This window comes from Pseudomonas sp. GW821-FHT09D08 (assembly GCF_059416305.1).
Map to the genome: position 1 here is coordinate 219,653 of NZ_JBWKOX010000007.1, position 18,040 is coordinate 237,692.

The 18,040-nt window shown below is 61.3% G+C and carries 18 protein-coding genes; 7 read left to right on the forward strand and 11 right to left on the reverse strand.

Translation table 11 applies throughout. From position 1 onward, the window contains the following. Window positions 1-80: 80 nt before the first annotated feature. Window positions 81-2,207: a DNA helicase RecQ gene (recQ, locus tag AC07OP_RS15310; protein WP_495100700.1), complete on the reverse strand. Its 2,127-nt coding sequence runs from the start codon at window positions 2,205-2,207 to the stop codon at window positions 81-83. 279 nt (window positions 2,208-2,486) lie between these two features. Between recQ and AC07OP_RS15315 the strand changes: the two genes are divergently transcribed. From AC07OP_RS15315 to AC07OP_RS15325, 3 genes are all read left to right on the forward strand, one after another. Next, window positions 2,487-3,074, forward strand: a complete 588-nt coding sequence (locus AC07OP_RS15315; protein WP_027603822.1) for a UPF0149 family protein — start codon at window positions 2,487-2,489, stop codon at window positions 3,072-3,074. Between the two features lie 20 nt (window positions 3,075-3,094). Further along, complete coding sequence (locus tag AC07OP_RS15320; protein ID WP_027603821.1) at window positions 3,095-3,478, forward strand: YbaN family protein; 384 nt, start codon at window positions 3,095-3,097, stop codon at window positions 3,476-3,478. A 119-nt stretch (window positions 3,479-3,597) separates the two neighbouring features. Next, window positions 3,598-7,068 carry a hybrid sensor histidine kinase/response regulator gene (locus AC07OP_RS15325; protein WP_495100699.1) on the forward strand — a complete coding sequence of 1,157 codons (3,471 nt, stop codon included), beginning with the start codon at window positions 3,598-3,600 and terminating at the stop codon, window positions 7,066-7,068. A gap of 62 nt (window positions 7,069-7,130) precedes the next feature. Here AC07OP_RS15325 and AC07OP_RS15330 read toward each other — a convergent pair whose 3' ends face one another. After that, on the reverse strand, window positions 7,131-8,495 hold the full coding sequence (locus AC07OP_RS15330) for a DNA recombination protein RmuC (RefSeq protein WP_174557006.1): 1,365 nt from the start codon (window positions 8,493-8,495) through the stop codon (window positions 7,131-7,133). 175 nt (window positions 8,496-8,670) lie between these two features. Beyond that, window positions 8,671-8,994, reverse strand: coding sequence for an SEL1-like repeat protein (locus AC07OP_RS15335; protein WP_043293316.1), 324 nt, complete (start codon window positions 8,992-8,994; stop codon window positions 8,671-8,673). 457 nt (window positions 8,995-9,451) lie between these two features. On the opposite strand from AC07OP_RS15335, the gene AC07OP_RS15340 reads away from it, so the two are divergent. From AC07OP_RS15340 to AC07OP_RS15355, 4 genes are all read left to right on the forward strand, one after another. Beyond that, window positions 9,452-9,757, forward strand: coding sequence for a hypothetical protein (locus AC07OP_RS15340; protein WP_065940586.1), 306 nt, complete (start codon window positions 9,452-9,454; stop codon window positions 9,755-9,757). Between the two features lie 443 nt (window positions 9,758-10,200). Then, on the forward strand, window positions 10,201-10,422 hold the full coding sequence (locus AC07OP_RS15345; protein ID WP_010563939.1) for a hypothetical protein: 222 nt from the start codon (window positions 10,201-10,203) through the stop codon (window positions 10,420-10,422). 279 nt (window positions 10,423-10,701) lie between these two features. Then, window positions 10,702-11,184 carry a hypothetical protein gene (locus AC07OP_RS15350; protein ID WP_495100698.1) on the forward strand — a complete coding sequence of 161 codons (483 nt, stop codon included), beginning with the start codon at window positions 10,702-10,704 and terminating at the stop codon, window positions 11,182-11,184. A gap of 146 nt (window positions 11,185-11,330) precedes the next feature. Continuing rightward, on the forward strand, window positions 11,331-12,614 hold the full coding sequence (locus AC07OP_RS15355; RefSeq protein WP_027603815.1) for an OmpP1/FadL family transporter: 1,284 nt from the start codon (window positions 11,331-11,333) through the stop codon (window positions 12,612-12,614). 65 nt (window positions 12,615-12,679) lie between these two features. On the opposite strand, the gene AC07OP_RS15360 is transcribed toward AC07OP_RS15355, so the two are convergent. The 8 genes from AC07OP_RS15360 to cobU form a co-directional block, all read right to left on the reverse strand. Next, window positions 12,680-13,231, reverse strand: a complete 552-nt coding sequence (locus tag AC07OP_RS15360; RefSeq protein WP_027603814.1) for a glutathione peroxidase — start codon at window positions 13,229-13,231, stop codon at window positions 12,680-12,682. A gap of 35 nt (window positions 13,232-13,266) precedes the next feature. Further along, on the reverse strand, window positions 13,267-13,389 hold the full coding sequence (locus tag AC07OP_RS15365; RefSeq protein ID WP_256221084.1) for a hypothetical protein: 123 nt from the start codon (window positions 13,387-13,389) through the stop codon (window positions 13,267-13,269). Then, complete coding sequence (locus AC07OP_RS15370) at window positions 13,386-14,585, reverse strand: MFS transporter (protein ID WP_495100728.1); 1,200 nt, start codon at window positions 14,583-14,585, stop codon at window positions 13,386-13,388. Before AC07OP_RS15370 ends, AC07OP_RS15365 begins: the two co-directional genes overlap by 4 nt. A 63-nt stretch (window positions 14,586-14,648) precedes the next feature. After that, complete coding sequence (locus AC07OP_RS15375) at window positions 14,649-15,053, reverse strand: MarR family winged helix-turn-helix transcriptional regulator (RefSeq protein ID WP_027603812.1); 405 nt, start codon at window positions 15,051-15,053, stop codon at window positions 14,649-14,651. Between the two features lie 42 nt (window positions 15,054-15,095). After that, on the reverse strand, window positions 15,096-15,824 hold the full coding sequence (locus AC07OP_RS15380) for an adenosylcobinamide-GDP ribazoletransferase (protein WP_495100697.1): 729 nt from the start codon (window positions 15,822-15,824) through the stop codon (window positions 15,096-15,098). 2 nt (window positions 15,825-15,826) lie between these two features. Then, window positions 15,827-16,402 carry an alpha-ribazole phosphatase family protein gene (gene cobC / locus AC07OP_RS15385; RefSeq protein ID WP_495100696.1) on the reverse strand — a complete coding sequence of 192 codons (576 nt, stop codon included), beginning with the start codon at window positions 16,400-16,402 and terminating at the stop codon, window positions 15,827-15,829. Continuing rightward, on the reverse strand, window positions 16,399-17,454 hold the full coding sequence (gene cobT / locus AC07OP_RS15390) for a nicotinate-nucleotide--dimethylbenzimidazole phosphoribosyltransferase (protein ID WP_495100695.1): 1,056 nt from the start codon (window positions 17,452-17,454) through the stop codon (window positions 16,399-16,401). The genes cobC and cobT overlap by 4 nt, the downstream gene beginning before the upstream one ends. After that, window positions 17,451-17,972, reverse strand: a complete 522-nt coding sequence (gene cobU / locus AC07OP_RS15395; protein WP_495100694.1) for a bifunctional adenosylcobinamide kinase/adenosylcobinamide-phosphate guanylyltransferase — start codon at window positions 17,970-17,972, stop codon at window positions 17,451-17,453. The genes cobT and cobU overlap by 4 nt, the downstream gene beginning before the upstream one ends. Window positions 17,973-18,040 lie beyond the last annotated feature (68 nt).

Sequence of the window (18,040 nt, forward strand, 5' to 3'; positions counted from 1 at the left end):
TATTAGTCAGCTAAGCATGAGCCATGTCACTAGGCAAGAGTTGCTATGTACTGATTCGTTACATTGTCGTAATTGGCACACTAAATTTCGAATTCAGACTGCAAAGCGGCCCGCACGCAGTACAAAACCCCTTCAGGAACACGCCCGGTAAACAGCGGTGCAATCTCCGCAACCGGTGGCAATTCGCCTTCTCCGTCCAGGAATGCATCCTGGATCTCGCCGAGCAAATCTTCCGGCAAATCAAGGGCCTGCTCCAATGACAACTGCTGCTTGCCGATGGCTTCGGCCAGCAAGGTATAGACGTTTTTCTCCGTGCATTGCAGCTGGCCGGCGATCTGGATCGGGGTCATGCCGGCGCGGGCCAGGCTGATCAGCTCATGGCGAATATCGGCGATTTCCTTCGGCGCTTCGGCCTGGCCACCAAGCACTTCGAGGAACGCCTGGCCGTAGCGCTCCAGCTTACGCGCACCGACGCCGCTGACCCGCGCCATTTCGGCCATGGTGGTGGGCTGCTCGCGCAGCATTTCCAGCAAGGTGGAGTCGGGGAAAATAACGTACGGCGGCACGCTGTGTTCCTGGGCCAGTTTGCGTCGCAGGGTACGCAGGGCTTCCCACTGTTCGCGCTCCTCGCCTCGTACAAGCTGGCTGGCCTGGCTGGTGCTGGTCTTGGCGGTGGTTTGCGGCTTGAGGTCGCGGCGCAGCTCCAGGCTCACCTCGCCCTTGAGCAGCGGCCGGCAGCTGTCGTTCAGACGCAGGCCGCCATACCCTTCGATATCGATGTCCACCAGGCCACGCGCGACCATCTGCCGGAACAGCGAACGCCACTCGCCCTCGGCACGGGCCTTGCCGACGCCGTAGACCGAGAGTTTCTCGTGGCCGAAGCTGCGTACTTTTTCGTTGTCCTTGCCCAGCAATACATCCACCAGATGACCGACGCCATAACGCTGGCCGGTACGGTAGATCGTCGACAGCGCCTGGCGCGCGGGCTCGGTGGCGTCCCAGGTCTGCACCCCGTCGATGCAGTTATCGCAGTGGCCGCACGGCTGCGGCATGTCCTCGTCGAAGTAGGCCAGCAAGGTCTGGCGGCGGCAGCGGGTCTCTTCACACAACGAGAGCATCGCGTCGAGCTTGTGCTGCTCCAGGCGCTTGTGGCGCTCATCGCCTTCGGAGTTCTGCAGCATCTGCTTGAGCATCACCACGTCCTGCAGGCCGTAGACCATCCAGGCATCCGCCGGCAGGCCATCACGGCCGGCACGCCCGGTCTCCTGGTAATAGGCCTCGAGGGACTTGGGCAGGTCCATATGGGCCACGAAGCGCACGTTGGATTTGTCGATGCCCATGCCGAACGCGATGGTGGCCACCATGATCAGGCCTTCCTCGTTGAGGAAGCGTTTCTGGTGGGCAGCGCGCGTTTCGTTGGGCAGGCCGGCGTGGTACGGCAGCGCGGGGTAGCCCTGCTCGCAGAGGAACGCGGCCACTTCATCGACCTTCTTGCGCGACAGGCAATAGACAATGCCCGCATCGCTGCGCCGCTCGGAAAGGAATGCCAGCAACTGCTTGCGCGGCTGCTCCTTGGGCACGATGCGGTAGAAAATATTCGGCCGGTCGAAACTCGATAGGAACCGCTCGGCGCCCTGCAGGTGCAGGCGCTCGACGATTTCTTCACGGGTGCGCTTGTCGGCCGTGGCGGTCAGGGCGATGCGCGGGACGTCCGGGAACAGCTCCGCCAGTTGACCGAGCTGCAAATATTCGCGGCGGAAATCGTGCCCCCATTGCGATACGCAGTGGGCTTCGTCGATGGCGAACAGGGCAATTTCCAGGCTCTGCAAAAACGCCAGCATGCGCGGCTGCACCAGGCGCTCAGGTGCCAGGTAAAGCATCTTCACTTCACCGCGCTTGATCCGCGCGGCCAGGTCGCGTTGCTGCTCGGCACTGAGGGTGGAGTTCAAGGCGGCGGCAGCGACGCCAAGTTCTTCCAGGGTCGCAACCTGGTCGTCCATCAACGCGATCAGGGGTGACACCACCACTGCCAGCCCGTTGCGCAACAACGCCGGCACCTGGAAGCACAACGACTTGCCACCACCGGTAGGCATCAGGACCAGGGCATCACCGCCCTTGGCCACGCGCTCAATGATCGCACCCTGGCGGCCACGAAAACTGTCGTAGCCGAAGATGTCCTTGAGAACGCGTTGAGCCTGATCGAGCATGTATAACTCCAACAAAATAGTGCCGAAATCCCTCTGTACAGGCTGGTCGAAAAAATACGGGCTCACGGAAAATAATCCGTAAGCGAAGTTTTCTCGACCTGGCGCTTGGCCTGCAGGGGCATCACAAAACGCGGCAGTATACCCGAGCGTCATCCGGCAAAGGGCGCCGCTGACGAATTGCAGCCCGTCTCTAAAACCTGGCAAATATGCATGCCGACTGGCTTGGGCGCGCAAGAAAGCCTAGAATTCAGCATCGTTTATTCCCAAGGTAGTCCTTCAATGTCCTTCGCTGAGCAACTAACCCGCCTGCAAGCCTTCCTCGACGCCGATGAGCTGCATGACGAGGCGCTGGACTACGTGGCCGCCCACGGCTACCTGACCGCCCTGTCGATCTGCTCCGAGGTCGTTCCCGACCGTGAATGGATCGACGCACTGTTCGCCGAAGAGCCGCACTACGCCGACGCCGCCCAGCGCGAAGAAATCGAATCCACCCTGCTGGCCCTCAAGGCCCACATCTCGCGCCAACTGGCCTCCGATGAAGAGTTCGAGTTGCCGTGCGAGCTGGACCTGGGCGAAGAGCCGGACGACTCCGACCTGCGCGGCTGGTGCATCGGTTTCATGGAAGGTGTGTTCCTGCGTGAAGCCGCCTGGTTCGAAACCGCCGAGGAAGAAGTCAGCGAAATGCTTTTGCCGATCATGGTCGGTTCGGGGCTGTTTGAGGAAGAAGCTGAATTTTCCGACATCGCCGCCGACGCCAACCTGATGGACGACATGATCGTACAGATCCCGGAAGCCCTGACCGCCCTGTACCTGCTGTGCAACGCCCCTGACGAAAAACCGGCGATCCTCAAGCCACGCCACCACTGAGTCGCTTGCCCGTGACACCCATGGGCAATCGCTCGCTGCTCCTGCGCTATGTGCTGCTGGCCATCGGCTGGCTGAGCGTAGCGTTGGGAGTGATCGGTATTTTCCTGCCGGTATTGCCGACCACCCCCTTCCTCCTGCTCGCCGCCGCCTGCTTCGCTCGAAGCTCCCCGCGTTTCTACCAGTGGCTGGTGGAACACCCGCGCCTGGGTCCCTGGATTCGTGACTACCTGGACGGCAACGGCATCCCGCTCAAGGGCAAGGTCTACGCCATCGGCCTGATGTGGCTGAGTATCGGTTTTTCCTGCTACCTGGTGCCGTTGCCATGGGCACGTGGCTTCATGCTGACCAGCGCCGTGCTGGTGACAATCTACATCCTGCGCCAGAAAACCCTGCCACCGCGCTGAGCGCCCCCTGCGACATTCGATCCCACACGACCTTGGTCGACACTGACTAACCCCAGGCATCATGCGAGACTGTCCAACCGGGCCTGGAATGCCTGGGTGTTCTCATGCTCGGAGTTACCATGACGCTGTCCAGCGGGCTGATCGCCGCCGTTGCCCTGGCCTATATGGCCATTATGTTTGCCATCGCCTTCTACGGTGACCGCCGCCGTGCGCCGCTGCCGCCGCGCATGCGTGCCTGGGTCTATAGCCTGTCGCTGGCCGTCTACTGCACCAGTTGGACCTTCTTCGGCGCCGTAGGCCAGGCCGCCGAACAACTGTGGGCGTTCTTACCGATCTACCTGGGACCGGTGCTGTTGCTGGTGTTGGCACCCTGGGTCCTGCAGAAGATGATCCTGATCAGCAAGCAGGAAAACATCACCTCCATCGCCGACTTCATCGCCGCACGCTATGGCAAATCCCAGTCCCTGGCGGTGGTGGTCGCGCTAATCTGCCTGGTGGGCGTGCTGCCTTATATCGCCTTGCAACTCAAAGGTATTGTGCTGGGGGTCAACCTGCTGATTGGCGCAGGTGCCGATACCACCGGTACCCGAGCCCAGGACACGGCGCTGATCGTGTCCCTGGTGCTGGCGTTGTTCACCATTGTGTTCGGTACCCGCAACCTCGACGCCACCGAACACCACCGAGGCATGGTGCTGGCGATTGCGTTTGAATCGTTGGTGAAGCTGTTCGCCTTTCTCGCGGTCGGGGCGTTCGTGACCTACGGCCTGTACGACGGTTTCGGCGACCTGTTCAGCCAGGCGATGCTCGCGCCACGCCTGGAGGAATACTGGAAGGAAACCATCAACTGGCCGTCGATGGTGGTGCAGACCGGCGTCGCCATGATGGCGATCATCTGCTTGCCCCGGCAGTTCCATGTGACGGTCGTCGAGAATATCGACCCCCAGGATCTGCGCCTGGCCAAGTGGGTGTTTCCGGCCTACCTGATCCTCGCCGCGCTGTTTGTCGTGCCGATCGCCTTGGGTGGCAAGATGATGCTGCCCGGCTCGGTGCTGCCGGACTCCTACGTGATCAGCCTGCCCATGGCCGAGGCGCACCCGGCCCTCGCCGTGCTGGCGTTTATCGGCGGTGCGTCGGCGGCCACCGGCATGGTGATCGTGGCGAGCATCGCCTTGTCGACCATGGTCTCCAACGACATGCTGCTGCCCTGGCTGCTGCGCCGCTCCAGCGCCGAGCGGCCGTTCGAAGTGTTCCGCCACTGGATGCTGTCGGTGCGCCGGGTCAGCATCGTGATCATCCTGCTGCTGGCGTATGTCAGCTACCGCCTGCTGGGCTCCACCGCGAGCCTGGCGACCATCGGCCAGATCGCGTTTGCCGCAGTGACTCAACTGGCCCCGGCCATGCTTGGCGCACTGTATTGGAAGCAAGCCAACCGACGCGGTGTATTTGCGGGGCTGGCGGCGGGTACGTTCCTGTGGTTCTACACCTTGGTCCTACCGGTTACCGCGAAAAGCCTGGGTTGGTCCCTCGCCATTTTCCCGGGGCTGACGTGGATGCATTCGCACCCGCTCGGTTTGTCCGTCACCTCACTGACCTTGGGCACCGTGTTCTCCCTGGCGGGTAACTTCACGCTGTTCGTGTGGGTATCGATGCTGTCGCGCACGCGCGTGTCGGAACACTGGCAAGCCGGGCGTTTTATCGGCCAGGAAATCAGCCCGCGCGCCAACGCTCGCTCGATGCTGTCGGTACAGATCAGCGACCTGCTCAGCCTGGCTGCGCGGTTTGTCGGCGAAGAACGGGCCCAGCAGAGTTTTATCCGCTTCGCCTATCGCCAGGGCAAAGGCTTTAACCCCAACCAGAATGCCGACAACGACTGGATCGCCCACACCGAGCGATTGCTGGCCGGTGTGCTCGGCGCATCCTCGACTCGGGCCGTGGTGAAAGCGGCGATCGAAGGGCGGGAAATGCAGCTCGAGGACGTCGTACGTATCGCCGACGAAGCCTCGGAAGTGCTGCAATTCAATCGCGCCTTGCTGCAGGGCGCCATCGAGAACATCACCCAGGGCATCAGTGTGGTGGACCAGTCCCTGAAACTGGTGGCCTGGAACCGGCGTTACCTGGAGCTGTTCAATTACCCGGACGGGCTGATCAGCGTAGGCCGACCGATTGCCGACATCATCCGCTACAACGCAGAGCGCGGCCTGTGCGGGCCGGGGGAAGCCGAGGTTCACGTGGCGCGCCGCCTGCACTGGATGCGCCAGGGCCGCGCGCACACCTCAGAGCGCCTGTTCCCGAATGGGCGGGTGATCGAGCTGATCGGCAACCCGATGCCCGGCGGCGGCTTCGTCATGAGCTTCACCGACATTACCGCGTTCCGCGAGGCCGAGCAGGCACTCACCGAGGCCAACGAAGGCCTCGAACAACGGGTGACCGAGCGCACCCACGAACTGTCGCAGCTCAATGTGGCGCTCACCGATGCCAAGGGCGTGGCCGAGTCCGCCAGCCAGTCAAAGACGCGCTTCCTCGCGGCCGTCAGCCATGACCTGATGCAACCGCTGAACGCCGCCCGCCTGTTCTCCGCCGCCCTGTCCCACCAGAACGACGGCCTGTCCAGCGAAGCCCGGCAACTGGTACAGCACCTGGACAGCTCGCTGCGTTCGGCCGAAGACCTGATCAGCGACCTGCTGGATATCTCGCGCCTGGAAAACGGCAAGATCAACCCGCAGCGCCAGCCCTTTGCGCTCAACGAACTGTTCGACACCCTCGGCGCGGAATTCAAGGCCCTGGCCCAGGAACAAGGCCTGCGTTTTCGCCTGCGCGGCAGCCGCTTGCGCGTGGACAGTGACATCAAGTTGCTGCGGCGGATCCTGCAGAATTTCCTGACTAACGCTTTCCGGTATGCCGACGGCCCGGTGCTGCTGGGCGTACGTCGGCGCAAGGGCGAGCTGTGCCTGGAAGTCTGGGACCGGGGCCCTGGCATCCCGTTGGATAAACAGAAGGTGATCTTCGAAGAGTTCAAGCGCCTGGACAGCCACCAGACCCGCGCCGAGAAAGGCCTGGGCCTGGGCCTGGCGATTGCCGACGGCCTGTGCCGGGTGCTGGGCCATCGCTTGAGCGTACGCTCCTGGCCGGGCAAGGGCAGCGTGTTCAGCGTGCGGGTGCCGCTGGCACGCAACCAGGCCAGCCCGCAGGCAAAGCCTACCCAGGAGAACAGCCTGCCGTTAAGCGGCGCGCAAGTGCTCTGCGTGGATAACGAAGAGAGCATCCTGATCGGTATGCGCAGCCTGCTGACACGCTGGGGCTGTGAAGTGTGGACCGCCACCGATCAGGCGCAATGTGCGGCGCTGCTGGAGCAAGGCGTACGCCCGCAACTGGCGCTGGTGGATTACCACCTCGACCACGGCGAGACCGGCACCGAGCTCATGGGCTGGCTGCGGGCGCAAATGGCGGAGCCGATTCCCGGTGTGGTCATCAGTGCCGACGGCCGCCCGGAGATGGTGGCAGAGGTGCACGCGGCAGGGCTGGATTACCTCGCCAAACCGGTGAAGCCCGCCGCGCTGCGGGCGCTGCTGAGTCGGCACTTACCGCTGTAAACCGGATGTACTCAGTCAAAATTGGGGAGGGAGCTTGCCCCCTTCCACCTTTCGGATTGTGTTTATTCGGGAAGGTGCGCCACGCCGTCGGCGTCGGTCATCGCCCGCTCCAGCAAATCCGCCGGCAGGCTTTTGCTGGCACGCGCACCGAGCAACTTTAATTGCTCGGTGCGACTGACCAGGTTTCCGCGCCCATCTGTCAGCTTGTTCCGCGCCGCGCTGTAAGCCTTGTCCAATTGCTGTAGACGATTGCCCACTTCGTCCAGGTCCTGGATAAACAGCACGAACTTGTCGTACAGCCACCCGGCGCGTTCGGCGATTTCGCGGGCGTTCTGGCTTTGACGCTCTTGCTTCCAGAGACTGTCGATCACCCGCAGGGTGGCGAGCAGCGTCGTTGGGCTGACGATCACGATATGCCGGTCGAAGGCCTCTTGGAACAGATTCGGTTCGGCCTGCAAGGCCGCGGAAAAAGCGGCTTCGATCGGTACGAACAACAACACGAAATCCAGGCTGTGCAGGCCTTCCAGGCGTTTGTAATCCTTGCCGGCCAAGCCTTTGACGTGATTGCGCAGCGACAGTACGTGCTGCTTCAAGGCTGCCTGGCCGATCACCTCGTCATCGGCCGCGACATACTGCTGGTACGCGGTCAGGCTGACCTTGGAATCCACCACCACCTGCTTGTCGCCGGGCAGCATGATCAGCACATCCGGTTGGAAGCGCTCACCGTCCGGGCCCTTCAAGCTGACCTGGGTCTGGTACTCGCGGCCCTTCTCCAGGCCGGCGTGTTCCAGCACCCGTTCGAGGATCAACTCACCCCAGTTGCCCTGGGTTTTCTGGCCCTTGAGGGCGCGGGTCAGGTTGGTGGCTTCGTCTGACAGACGCAGGTTCAACTGCTGCAGGCGTTCAAGCTCCTTGGCCAGGGAAAAGCGCTCGCGAGCCTCGTTCTGGTAGCTTTCTTCCACGCGTTTTTCGAAGGATTGGATGCGTTCCTTCAAGGGGTCGAGCAACTGGCCCAGGCGCTCCTGGCTCGTCTCGGCAAAGCGCTGCTCACGCTCATCGAAGATCTTGCCGGCCAGCTCAGCGAACTGCGCACGCAACTCGTCCCGCGAGCCCTGCAGGTCGGCGAGGCGCTGCTGATGGCTTTCCTGCTGCTCGCGCAGTTCGGCGCGCAAGGCGGCCGACAGTGCGTCGAGGCGGCGTAATTCGGTTTCCTTGGCGCTGCGGTCAAGGTTCCAGGCGTGGGCGGCGTCGCGGGCGTTGTCGCGGTCGATCTGCAACAGCTCGACCTCGCGGCGCACTGCAGCCAGGTCCGCTTGCTTGGCGGCGTTGGCCTGGCTCAGATCGCTGATTTCATCGCGACTGGCATCCAGTTGAGCGGCGAGGCCCTCCTGGGCCAGTTGCGCAGTGGCCAGGCGCTCTTCGAGCAGTTCCCAGCCGGTGGTCCGCGCGGTCAACCGCCTTTGAAGCTGCCAGCACACCGCCACCAAAGGCACTGCGGCGCCAGCCAGGCCCAGGGCAACACTGGTCCAGTCAAAAACCATAGCCATTTCTGCCATCACCGAAAAGGAGCAAGGTTAACCAAGCGTAGAGCGTGAGGACAGCTCAGTCTTCGACCTGACCCAGTTCCCGTTGGGCGCGGCGGTCACCGGCACGGGCGGCCAGGCGCAGCAGATCGTGGCCGATGCGGCGGTCGCGGGCGTTGCCGCACTCGCGGCACATCAATTGGCCCAGCCGGCTTTGCGCAGCCACTACGCCCTCACGGGCCGGCTGCTTGAGCAAGCGCCCGGCGAAGTGCTTGACGTTGGTGCTATGCCCCAGGCGTGGGCTGTCGAGCAACCACAGGGCGACTTTCAAGGAAAAACGCTTGGGTGCGGTAACAGTCTGGGGGGTGTCGGTAACAGAAGGTGATACTGAGCGAAACTTCATAAAGCACTGTGGGACAGAACGGAAGGCGCGCCACTCTACTCTTTTTTTCGCACAGGTAAAGCTGAAAAAACCCTGCACGCCCGTTCTAGAGCAAGCGCTCGGGACAATCCACAGAAGCTGTGGATAACTCAGTGGACAACCAGCCTTTAACTCGCGCAAAGGCCCATGGAACGGGGCCCGCAGTCAAACTGACGATTTTTTCACCAATAAAAAAAAGCCAGATTTTTCATTGACTTAAATTTCCATTGCAGGCAAATGGCGGCCCTGTCCAGCGATTGACAGCCTGGTTACACACGCCGCAACTAATGTGCACAAGTACCGATCCGATGGTTATATCCCCGGCTTTTTTTGAAGCGATAGCCTTCAAAAATGTTACCGCCGAGGCAAAGCAGGGACTTTTCAAATCTTTTCCCGCTCGCCACACTGCCCGACGGACAACGCAACGCTGAGTGGGCCGATGAAAGGAATGCTGTTATTCGCCGTGTTGTTACTGGCCATCTGCGCCATTTCATTAGGGATCAATGTCGCGCTGCCATCCCCGGATGGGGCGTTGTTTGCCATCGCCATCCTGCTATCGGCCGCGTTCACCGCCGTGAGCTTGTGCATCGAGCTGGGTGAAGGCCGTATCGACGACATGGGCGATGTGATGAAGATGGTCGAGACCGGCCAATCCTTGCGCCTGACCCTGGCCGCCTATGGATTGGGTTGTTCCCTCGCCGCCGCCGTCACGGTGCTGGTGTACCGTGGCCTGCTGGGCGGCTGATTGAAGTTTTTTGATTAACGCGCTTCCATTGCCTGTTTCAATCCGTTACTATCCGCAGCGTTAGTACCAAGCTGAAAGTCAATTCTGGTCGAACAACTCCCCTGAACAACACGGGATCGACCACCTCGATGGTTTCCAGGTATCACTTGCGACGACACTGCCTTTGAACAAGCAAAGGGTGCCGCGAAGTTTTCATACTCTGACCGAACCAACCTGCAAATTGATCAGGATCTTCACCCCGGGCCCAGAACCTTTGCCCTTGTTGTGTTGCCTGCCCTCCTAAGTACCTACCTGCCAGCCCAAGCGCGCCTAACTTATTAGCGCTTCAAACTGGCTGCTTTGTTCCAGTCGGGTTCTTCGTTCGATCAATGGTGATCAACGTTACTGGAACGTTTTAACGTTGCACGGTTCTTATCCGTGTCATTTGTAGGAACACCAATAATATGTCCGCTATCCACACTCAGGATGCCATTCGCACCCTCACCAACGCTTTTGCCCCAATGAACTGCCTGATCATGGCCGCTCGCAAAGGCTGCTTCAGCTTCACCCTGGTCAACGAACACGGCATCGCCCGCCACAGCGAACGCCTGTACCCCGATCAATACTCCAGCGCTGAACCGCTGCAGGCCGTGATCGAGCGTACCCGTCAGGCACTGGTTGCCTGATCGACCCGAGTCGCTGAAACACAAAAAACCCTGTTTAAAACACAGGGTTTTTTATTGCCCGTCATTCTTGCCTCGAGTATTTGCACTAAGTTCAAATCGATATAAACGTTATAACTGGATGAAGAAGATGTTTTAAAAACAGTCCTTTACCTCATGAATATGACACTACACTTCAACTCAAGCGGCATGATCCGCTTCCGACGAGCCTGAGAGCCGATCCACTGCTGCCAAGCCCCCTTTCTCAGGGCTCGTCGACCCTTTTCACGGATTGAGGCATGTATGGGTATCGCAGCCAGTGAATTGTGTCGTTATGTGATCCGGCCGACGCTGACGTACCTCGGCCAGCAGAGCCCCACGGCTGAGTCACTGCTGCTGGGTATTGCCGCCAGCCAGTCGGAATTGGGTTCTGCCCTGCATGATCGACGCGGCCACGGCCTGTACAGCATCACCGAACCTCGCCATCGTGCCTTGTGGGACAACTACCTGGCGCTCGACCCCGAGCGTGCCAGCCTGGTACGCGGGCTCGCCAGCCAACACGCCTTTCTCAGTGCGCCCCAACTGGAACTCACCGTAAACCTGCGTTATGCCACGGCCATCGCCTGGCTCCTGGTCGAACAACACAGCCCTGCCCTGCCACCACCCGGTGATGTTTTAGCCATGGCGCGTATCTGGAAAGAAATATTTCATCCTCAAGGAAGGCTGCGGGATTTCGCCCAAGCCTGGCAAACCTGTGTTTCGCCCTTGAATCACGTGGCCTGCTGACCGGGCAATTTGCAAGATTCGGCAAAAAAGCCGAATTTTGGTCGGATTGTCCTACAAAACAGCTCTATCTCCTGCGTTACAGCCTATAGCGCGATGTTAATTTTATTGATACTTTCCGCAGCGGTGATCACCACGGAGTTCTAATAATGAAAAAAGTAATGCTCAAGACCACACTTAGCCTCGCCGTTGCCATGGCATCCTCCCAACTGTTCGCAAGCGGTTTCGCACTGAACGAACAGAGCGTCAGCGGGATGGGTACGGGTTTCGCAGGTCGCTCTTCTTCTGCCGATGATGCAAGCACTGTCTACGGTAACCCTGCCGGTATGTCGCGCCTGAATGGCCAGCAAATCACCGGTGGTGTCGCTGCCATTGATGCGTCGACCGATATCAAGGACGCAAGTGGCCGCCCAAGCGGCTCAAACAAAGGTGATATGGTTCCGTTCACCGCGGTGCCATTCGGCTTCTACACCAATAAACTCAACGATCAGTGGGCCATCGGCTTCGGCGTCTATGCACCGTTCGGTCTGGTGACCGACTATGAAAACGGCTTCCAGGGTCGTGGCTTCGGCAGCAAGAGCGAAGTGAAGGTCATGACCTTCCAGCCGACTGTCAGCTATGCCTTCAACGACAAGGTTTCCATCGGTTTTGGTCCGACCATCAACCGCATCTCCGGGGTGTTGGAGTCGGACAAGACGCTGGTAATCGGCGCACCTTTCTCTGACACCAACGTCAAGATCAAGGGTGATGACACCGCACTGGGCTTCAATGTCGGTGTACTTGTACAAGCAACCGATACTACCCGAGTCGGCCTGACCTACCACTCCAAGGTCAACTACAAGCTTGAGGGGCACACCACCGTCAGTGGTCCGGCCCAGACTCAAGGCGCATTGCGCAACAATCGTTACGACGCCTCCTTGAAAATCGAGACCCCGGAATCCTACGACCTGTCTGTCACTCAAGACCTGACCGATGCCTGGAAACTGTACGGCGGCGCAACCTGGACACGCTGGAGCCGCCTGAAAGAGATCACCGTCAACAACGAAGGTGTGACCGCGACAAACGGTGGCGCCCTGGCCCCTAGCCGAATCGCCAACATCACCGAAGAACAAAACTGGCACGACACCTGGGCCTATGCCGTGGGTACCTCCTACCAGTTGACCAAGCAGGTGGTACTGCGTACCGGCCTGACCTTCGACCAGTCGCCAACCAACAACAAAGATCGTTCGCCACGTATTCCTACTGGCGACCGGACGATCTTCAGTGTGGGCCTGGGCTACAAGGTCATGGATAACATGACGGTCGACCTGGCGTACTCCTACCTCAAGGAAGAAGACGTCAAGGTCAATAACACCTCGCTGCCGTCCAACTACAGCGCCAAATACGAAAACAGTGCCAACGGTTTCGGCCTGGGCATGACCTACACCTTCTGATCCAGGCGGGTGTAAAAAAGCCCCGCGCTCCTGCAAAGGAGGCGGGGCTTTTCAATGGGCGTTGGTCAGGGTTTGGACGCTATCGCCTGCTCCACCGCCTTGATCAGGTCGGGGCTGTCCGGCTTGGTCAGGCTGGAGAAATCGGCAATCACCTTGCCCTGCCGGTCCACCACGTACTTGTAGAAGTTCCACTTCGGCGCATTGCTCTGCTGCGCCAATACCTTGAACAGGTGCACCGCGTCCGGACCCTTGACCTTCTGCGGCTCGGTCATGGTGAAGGTCACGCCGTAGTTCACGTAGCAGACCTTGGCGGTTTCTTCGCCGGTCTTGGCTTCCTGCTTGAAGTCATCGGATGGCACGCCGATCACCTCCAACCCTTCATCCTTGTAGCGCTGATACAGCGCTTCGAGGCCTTTGAATTGCGGCGCGAACCCGCAAAAGCTCGCCGTGTTGACGATCACCAGGGGCTTGCCGGCAAAACGTTGGCACAGGTCGATGGATTCCTTGGCGCGCAACTTGGGCAGTTGACCCTCCAGCAACGGCGGGCAATCGGCAGCCAACGCCACACCGCCAAAAGCAGCCATCAGCACAGGTACAGCCAGCCAGCGCATCTGCATGTCGAAAAGTCCTTTAAAGAGTTCAGGCACCGAACTTAACAGATCGACATACCCAGTTGCATCAACGCCAGGCCACCGCGCTGCCAGCCCCACCAGGCCAGGGCCAGCAACAGCGCGGTCGCGGCGGCCCCGCCACACCAATACCAGGTCGAACTCATGCCGGCTCCATCTGCGCCTGCAATCGCGCCACCGGCCGCTCACGCACCGGCCAATTCAAGGCTGCGGCGAGCACGCTCAACAGGATCGCCACTTGCCAGATCAAATCGTAGTTACCGGTTCGATCATAGACCACTCCGCCCAACCAGCCGCCAAGGAACGAGCCAAGCTGGTGGAAAAGGAACACGATCCCACCGAGCATGGACAGGTTTCGCACCCCGAACAGCGTGGCGACCGTGCCGTTGGTCAGCGGTACCGTGGACAGCCACAAAAAGCCCATGGCCATGCCGAACAGGTAGGCCGTGACTTCGGTCACCGGTGCCCACAGGAACAGGATAATCACCACCGCGCGCAGCAGGTACAACCCGGTCAACAGACGCGGCTTGGACATGCGCCCGCCGAGCCAGCCGGCGGTATAGGTGCCGAAGATATTGAACAGCCCGATCAACGCCAACACCGTGGTGCCAACGGTGGCCGGCAAGTGCTGGTCCACCAGGTAGGCCGGCAGGTGGACACCAATAAACACCACCTGGAAACCGCAGACGAAAAAGCCGAAGGCCAGCAGCCAGAACCCGGAGTGGGAGCAGGCTTCCTTCAAGGCTTCACCCAGGGTCTGCTGGCCGGCCATGACCGGCAGCGGGCGATCCTTGAGCATGCTCACCAGCGGCAGAATCAGCGCCACCATCAAACCCAGCGCCAGCAAGGCGGCCGACCAGCCCAGCCAACTGATCAAGCCCAAGGTGCCCGGCACCATGGCGAACTGGCCAAACGAACCGGCGGCGCTGGCAATGCCCATGGCCATGCTGCGCTTTTCCGGCGCCACGGCGCGGCCGACCACGCCCAGAATCACCGAGAACGATGTACCCGACAGGCCAATCCCAATCAGCAGGCCGGCACTCAAGGACAACGACCACGCCGAATCCGACAGGCCCATCAACACCAGGCCTGCGGCGTACAACACGCCGCCGACAAACACCGCCTTGGTGGCGCCGAACCGGTCGGCCAGGGCACCGGTAAACGGCTGCGCCAGGCCCCAGATCAGGTTCTGCAAGGCGATGGCAAAGGCAAAGGTCTCACGGCCCCAGCCGAATTCGCTGCTCATCGGCGCCAGGAACAGGCCGAACCCGTGCCGCACGCCCAAGGACAACGCCAGGATCAGCGCACTCCCTACAAGGATCCAACCACTGGTGCGCCACATCGACGTCATTTCTTATTCTCCGTTCGCGGGTATATACCCGCTTGTATTCGAACAAACCCGCGTTCAGGCGAGTTCATCCAGCAAGGCCAACAGGGTTTCGCGTTTTTCCGCGCCGAGTTGATCGATCAATTTCTGTTGCGCCGCCTCCCAGGCGGGTAACGCAGCGGCCAGGCGCTCTTCACCGGCGGCGGTCAACAGCACCAGGCGGTTGCGCAGGTCATCGCCCTCCACCATCCGCACCAGGCCCTCACCTTCCAACACCCGCAGGTTGCGCCCCAAGGTGCTGCGATCCAGGCCCATGGCGTCGGCCAGGCTGGAAATGCTCGGTTGGTCTAAGCGCTGCAGGTTGCACAGCAAGGAATACTGGGCGACGTTGATCCCGAAGCCGTCGAGGGCTCCGTCGTAGTGTCTGCTGACGCCCCGGGCGGCACGTCGCAGGTTGGTACATAAACATTGGGAGGCAAGCATGGAACGTGTATATACCCGCGATTAAGGAAATGCAAGAAAGTGTTACAACGCCAAACCGACCAGAACAGCCACTTCCAGCAGCTCCAGCAGCGCGCCAGCGGTATCGCCGGTGGTGCCGCCGAGGCGATTGACCATCAGTTGGCGCAGGCCGATAAAACACACGGCCGCGAGCAGCACGGCAACCCCACCGCTGAAACCACCGATCAGGATGCAGGCCAGACCACTGAGGATCAGCACCTGTTGCCCGACGACGCGCGGTAGATGATCCGACAACGCCTGGCCCAAGCCACCCGCTCGCACATAACGGGTGGTGAGAAACAACCCCAGCATCGACGCCCGGCCGATCAACGGCGCGAGAATCAACGCCACACCGTTGCGCTGTTCGATCAAGGCCACCAGCGCGGTGAACTTGAGCAGCAACACCAGGCCCAGGGTGACCACGGCAATCGGCCCGCTGCGCGGGTCTTTCATGATGCTGAGGGTGCGCTCGCGGTCGCCGAAGCCACCCAGCCAGGCATCGGCGCTGTCCGCCAGGCCATCGAGATGCAGCCCACCACTGAGCAACACCCAGGCCGTCAGCAGCAGCGCGGCGTGCAACAACAGCGGTGATCCGGTCAACAGCGTATTGAGGCCCCACAGCAGCACGCCGAACAGCAACCCGACCACGGGATAAAACAGCAACGAGCGCCCCAGTTCCTGCGGCTGCGGCATACCCGGCAGGCGAATCGGCAAACTGCTCAGGAACTGCACGGCGATCCAGAACGGCAGCATGCTCAGACTCCTTCCTTCAACACGCCATCGGCGCCGACCTGCAGGTTGAACAACCCACCATGAGCGACTTCGACATTCAGCAACTGCTCACGGGGCAGCCCCCGAGCCTGGGCCAACAGCAAACGTATCACCCCACCGTGGCTGATCAACAGCACACGCTCACCGGCATACGCCTTATGCAGGCGCAGGACGGCGCCCAAAACCCGCTGGGAAAACGCGCTGACCGGTTCGCCCTGGGGCGGCGTGAAGCTATAGGGATCGGCCCAGAACCGGCCCAGGCCTTCGGCGTCGGTCTCCATCAGCGCTGCCGCACTCTGCCCTTCCCAGGCACCGAAGTGCAGTTCCTGCAGGTCCTTTTCCAGGCTCACCGGCACATTCAACCGCGCGCCCAGTTCCTCCGCGAACCGCGCACAGCGTTGCAGCGGCGAACTGATCAGCCGCTCCCAGGGCCCCTGTGCCAGCACAGCGGCGCGCATCTGTTCCCAGCCCTTGGCGGTCAATGCATCGTCCAGGCTGCCGCGCAGGCCGCCGCCCAGCTCGGTTTCGCCGTGGCGCAGCAGGTCCAGGTGCAAAGTCATGCCGGGCGATCTGCCACGGCCGCTTCGGCAAACGTCGCCATCTGCCCGTGCAGCGCACAGGCCAGGCGCAGCAATGGCACCGCCAACGCCGCGCCACTGCCCTCGCCCAGGCGCAGGCCGAGCTCCAGCAACGGTTGTGCATCGAGGCTCTGCAAGACATGGCGATGGCCAGGCTCGGCACCGCGGTGGCCGAACAGCAGCCAGTCGCGGCACGCCGGGTTCAAGCGCGTGGCGACCAGCGCCGCGACGGTGCAGATAAACCCATCCACCAACACCACGATGCCTTCCTGGGCACAGGCCAGGTAAGCCCCCACCAGGGCAGCGATTTCAAAGCCGCCGAGATTGCACAGGGTGTGCAGCGCATCCCCACGCTGCGCGGCATGCAGCGCCAGCGCGCGCTCGATCACCGCCACCTTGTGACTGACGCCTTGGGCATTCAATCCGGTGCCCGGGCCCGTCAGCTCGGCAACCTGGCAATCGAGCAAGGCGCAGGCCAGCGCACTGGCGGCGGTGGTGTTGCCGATGCCCATCTCACCGCCGACAAACAACTGCGCACCGCTTTCACGGGCGCGCAGCACACTGTCGCGACCCGCCTGCAATGCCAATCGGCCCTGGGCGCTGGTCATTGCCGGGCCCTTGACGAAATTGGCGGTGCCCGCGCCGATATTCAGGTGACGGACGCCGGGCAGGCTCAGCGAAGGGGTCACCGTACCGAGGTCGACCACTTCCAACTGCGCATCCAGTTGCCGCGCCAGTACGCTGATGGCCGCGCCACCGGTGACAAAGTTATGCAGCATCTGCCCGGTGACTTCCTGAGGAAACGCCGATACACCCTCGGCAACCACACCATGGTCACCGGCAAAGATGGCGATCCACAGCCGGTCCACCGACGGCTTGACCTGGCCCTGCAAGCCGGCCAATTGCACGGCCAGCGCTTCCAGCTGGCCCAGGGAACCGGCCGGCTTGGTCAATTGCTGCTGGCGCGCCAGGGCTTGTTCGTACGCCGAGGCGTCAATGGCCTTACAAGGGTTGAGCCACCAGGTGTCAGTCATAACGCAGTACCTTTCAACGTCAGGGGCAGGCCGGCAACCGTCAGGACAACACGCTGACATCGCTCGGCCAAGGCTTGATGCAGCCAACCGGCTTCATCCACATAGCGGCGAGTCAATTCGCCCAGCGGCACGACACCCAGACCGGTCTCGTTGCTGACAAAAATAATTTCACCCGGCAGCACGGCCAGGCTTTCCAGCAATTGATCGCGCTCAAACGCCAGGCGCTCTGCGTCTTCGAGCATCAGCAGGTTGGTCAACCACAGGGTCAGGCAATCCACCAGCAGGCAACGACCGGGCGCGGCGTTTTCGCGCAGCACACGCGCCAGCTCGACAGGTTCTTCGATCAAACCCCAGTGATCAGGGCGACGCTCGCGATGCAAGGCAACACGGGCATTCATCTCGCCGTCAAGCGGCTGGCTGGTGGCGATATAGATGACGGGCAAAGCGCTGTCGCCGGCGAGTTTTTCAGCGAGGCTGCTTTTGCCGGAGCGGGCGCCGCCTAAAATCAGTTGAAGCATGAGACACCCCCTACCCATCGACCATAAGTGGTCGTTACCGCAGGAATGGGTACGTACACCGAAAGCCC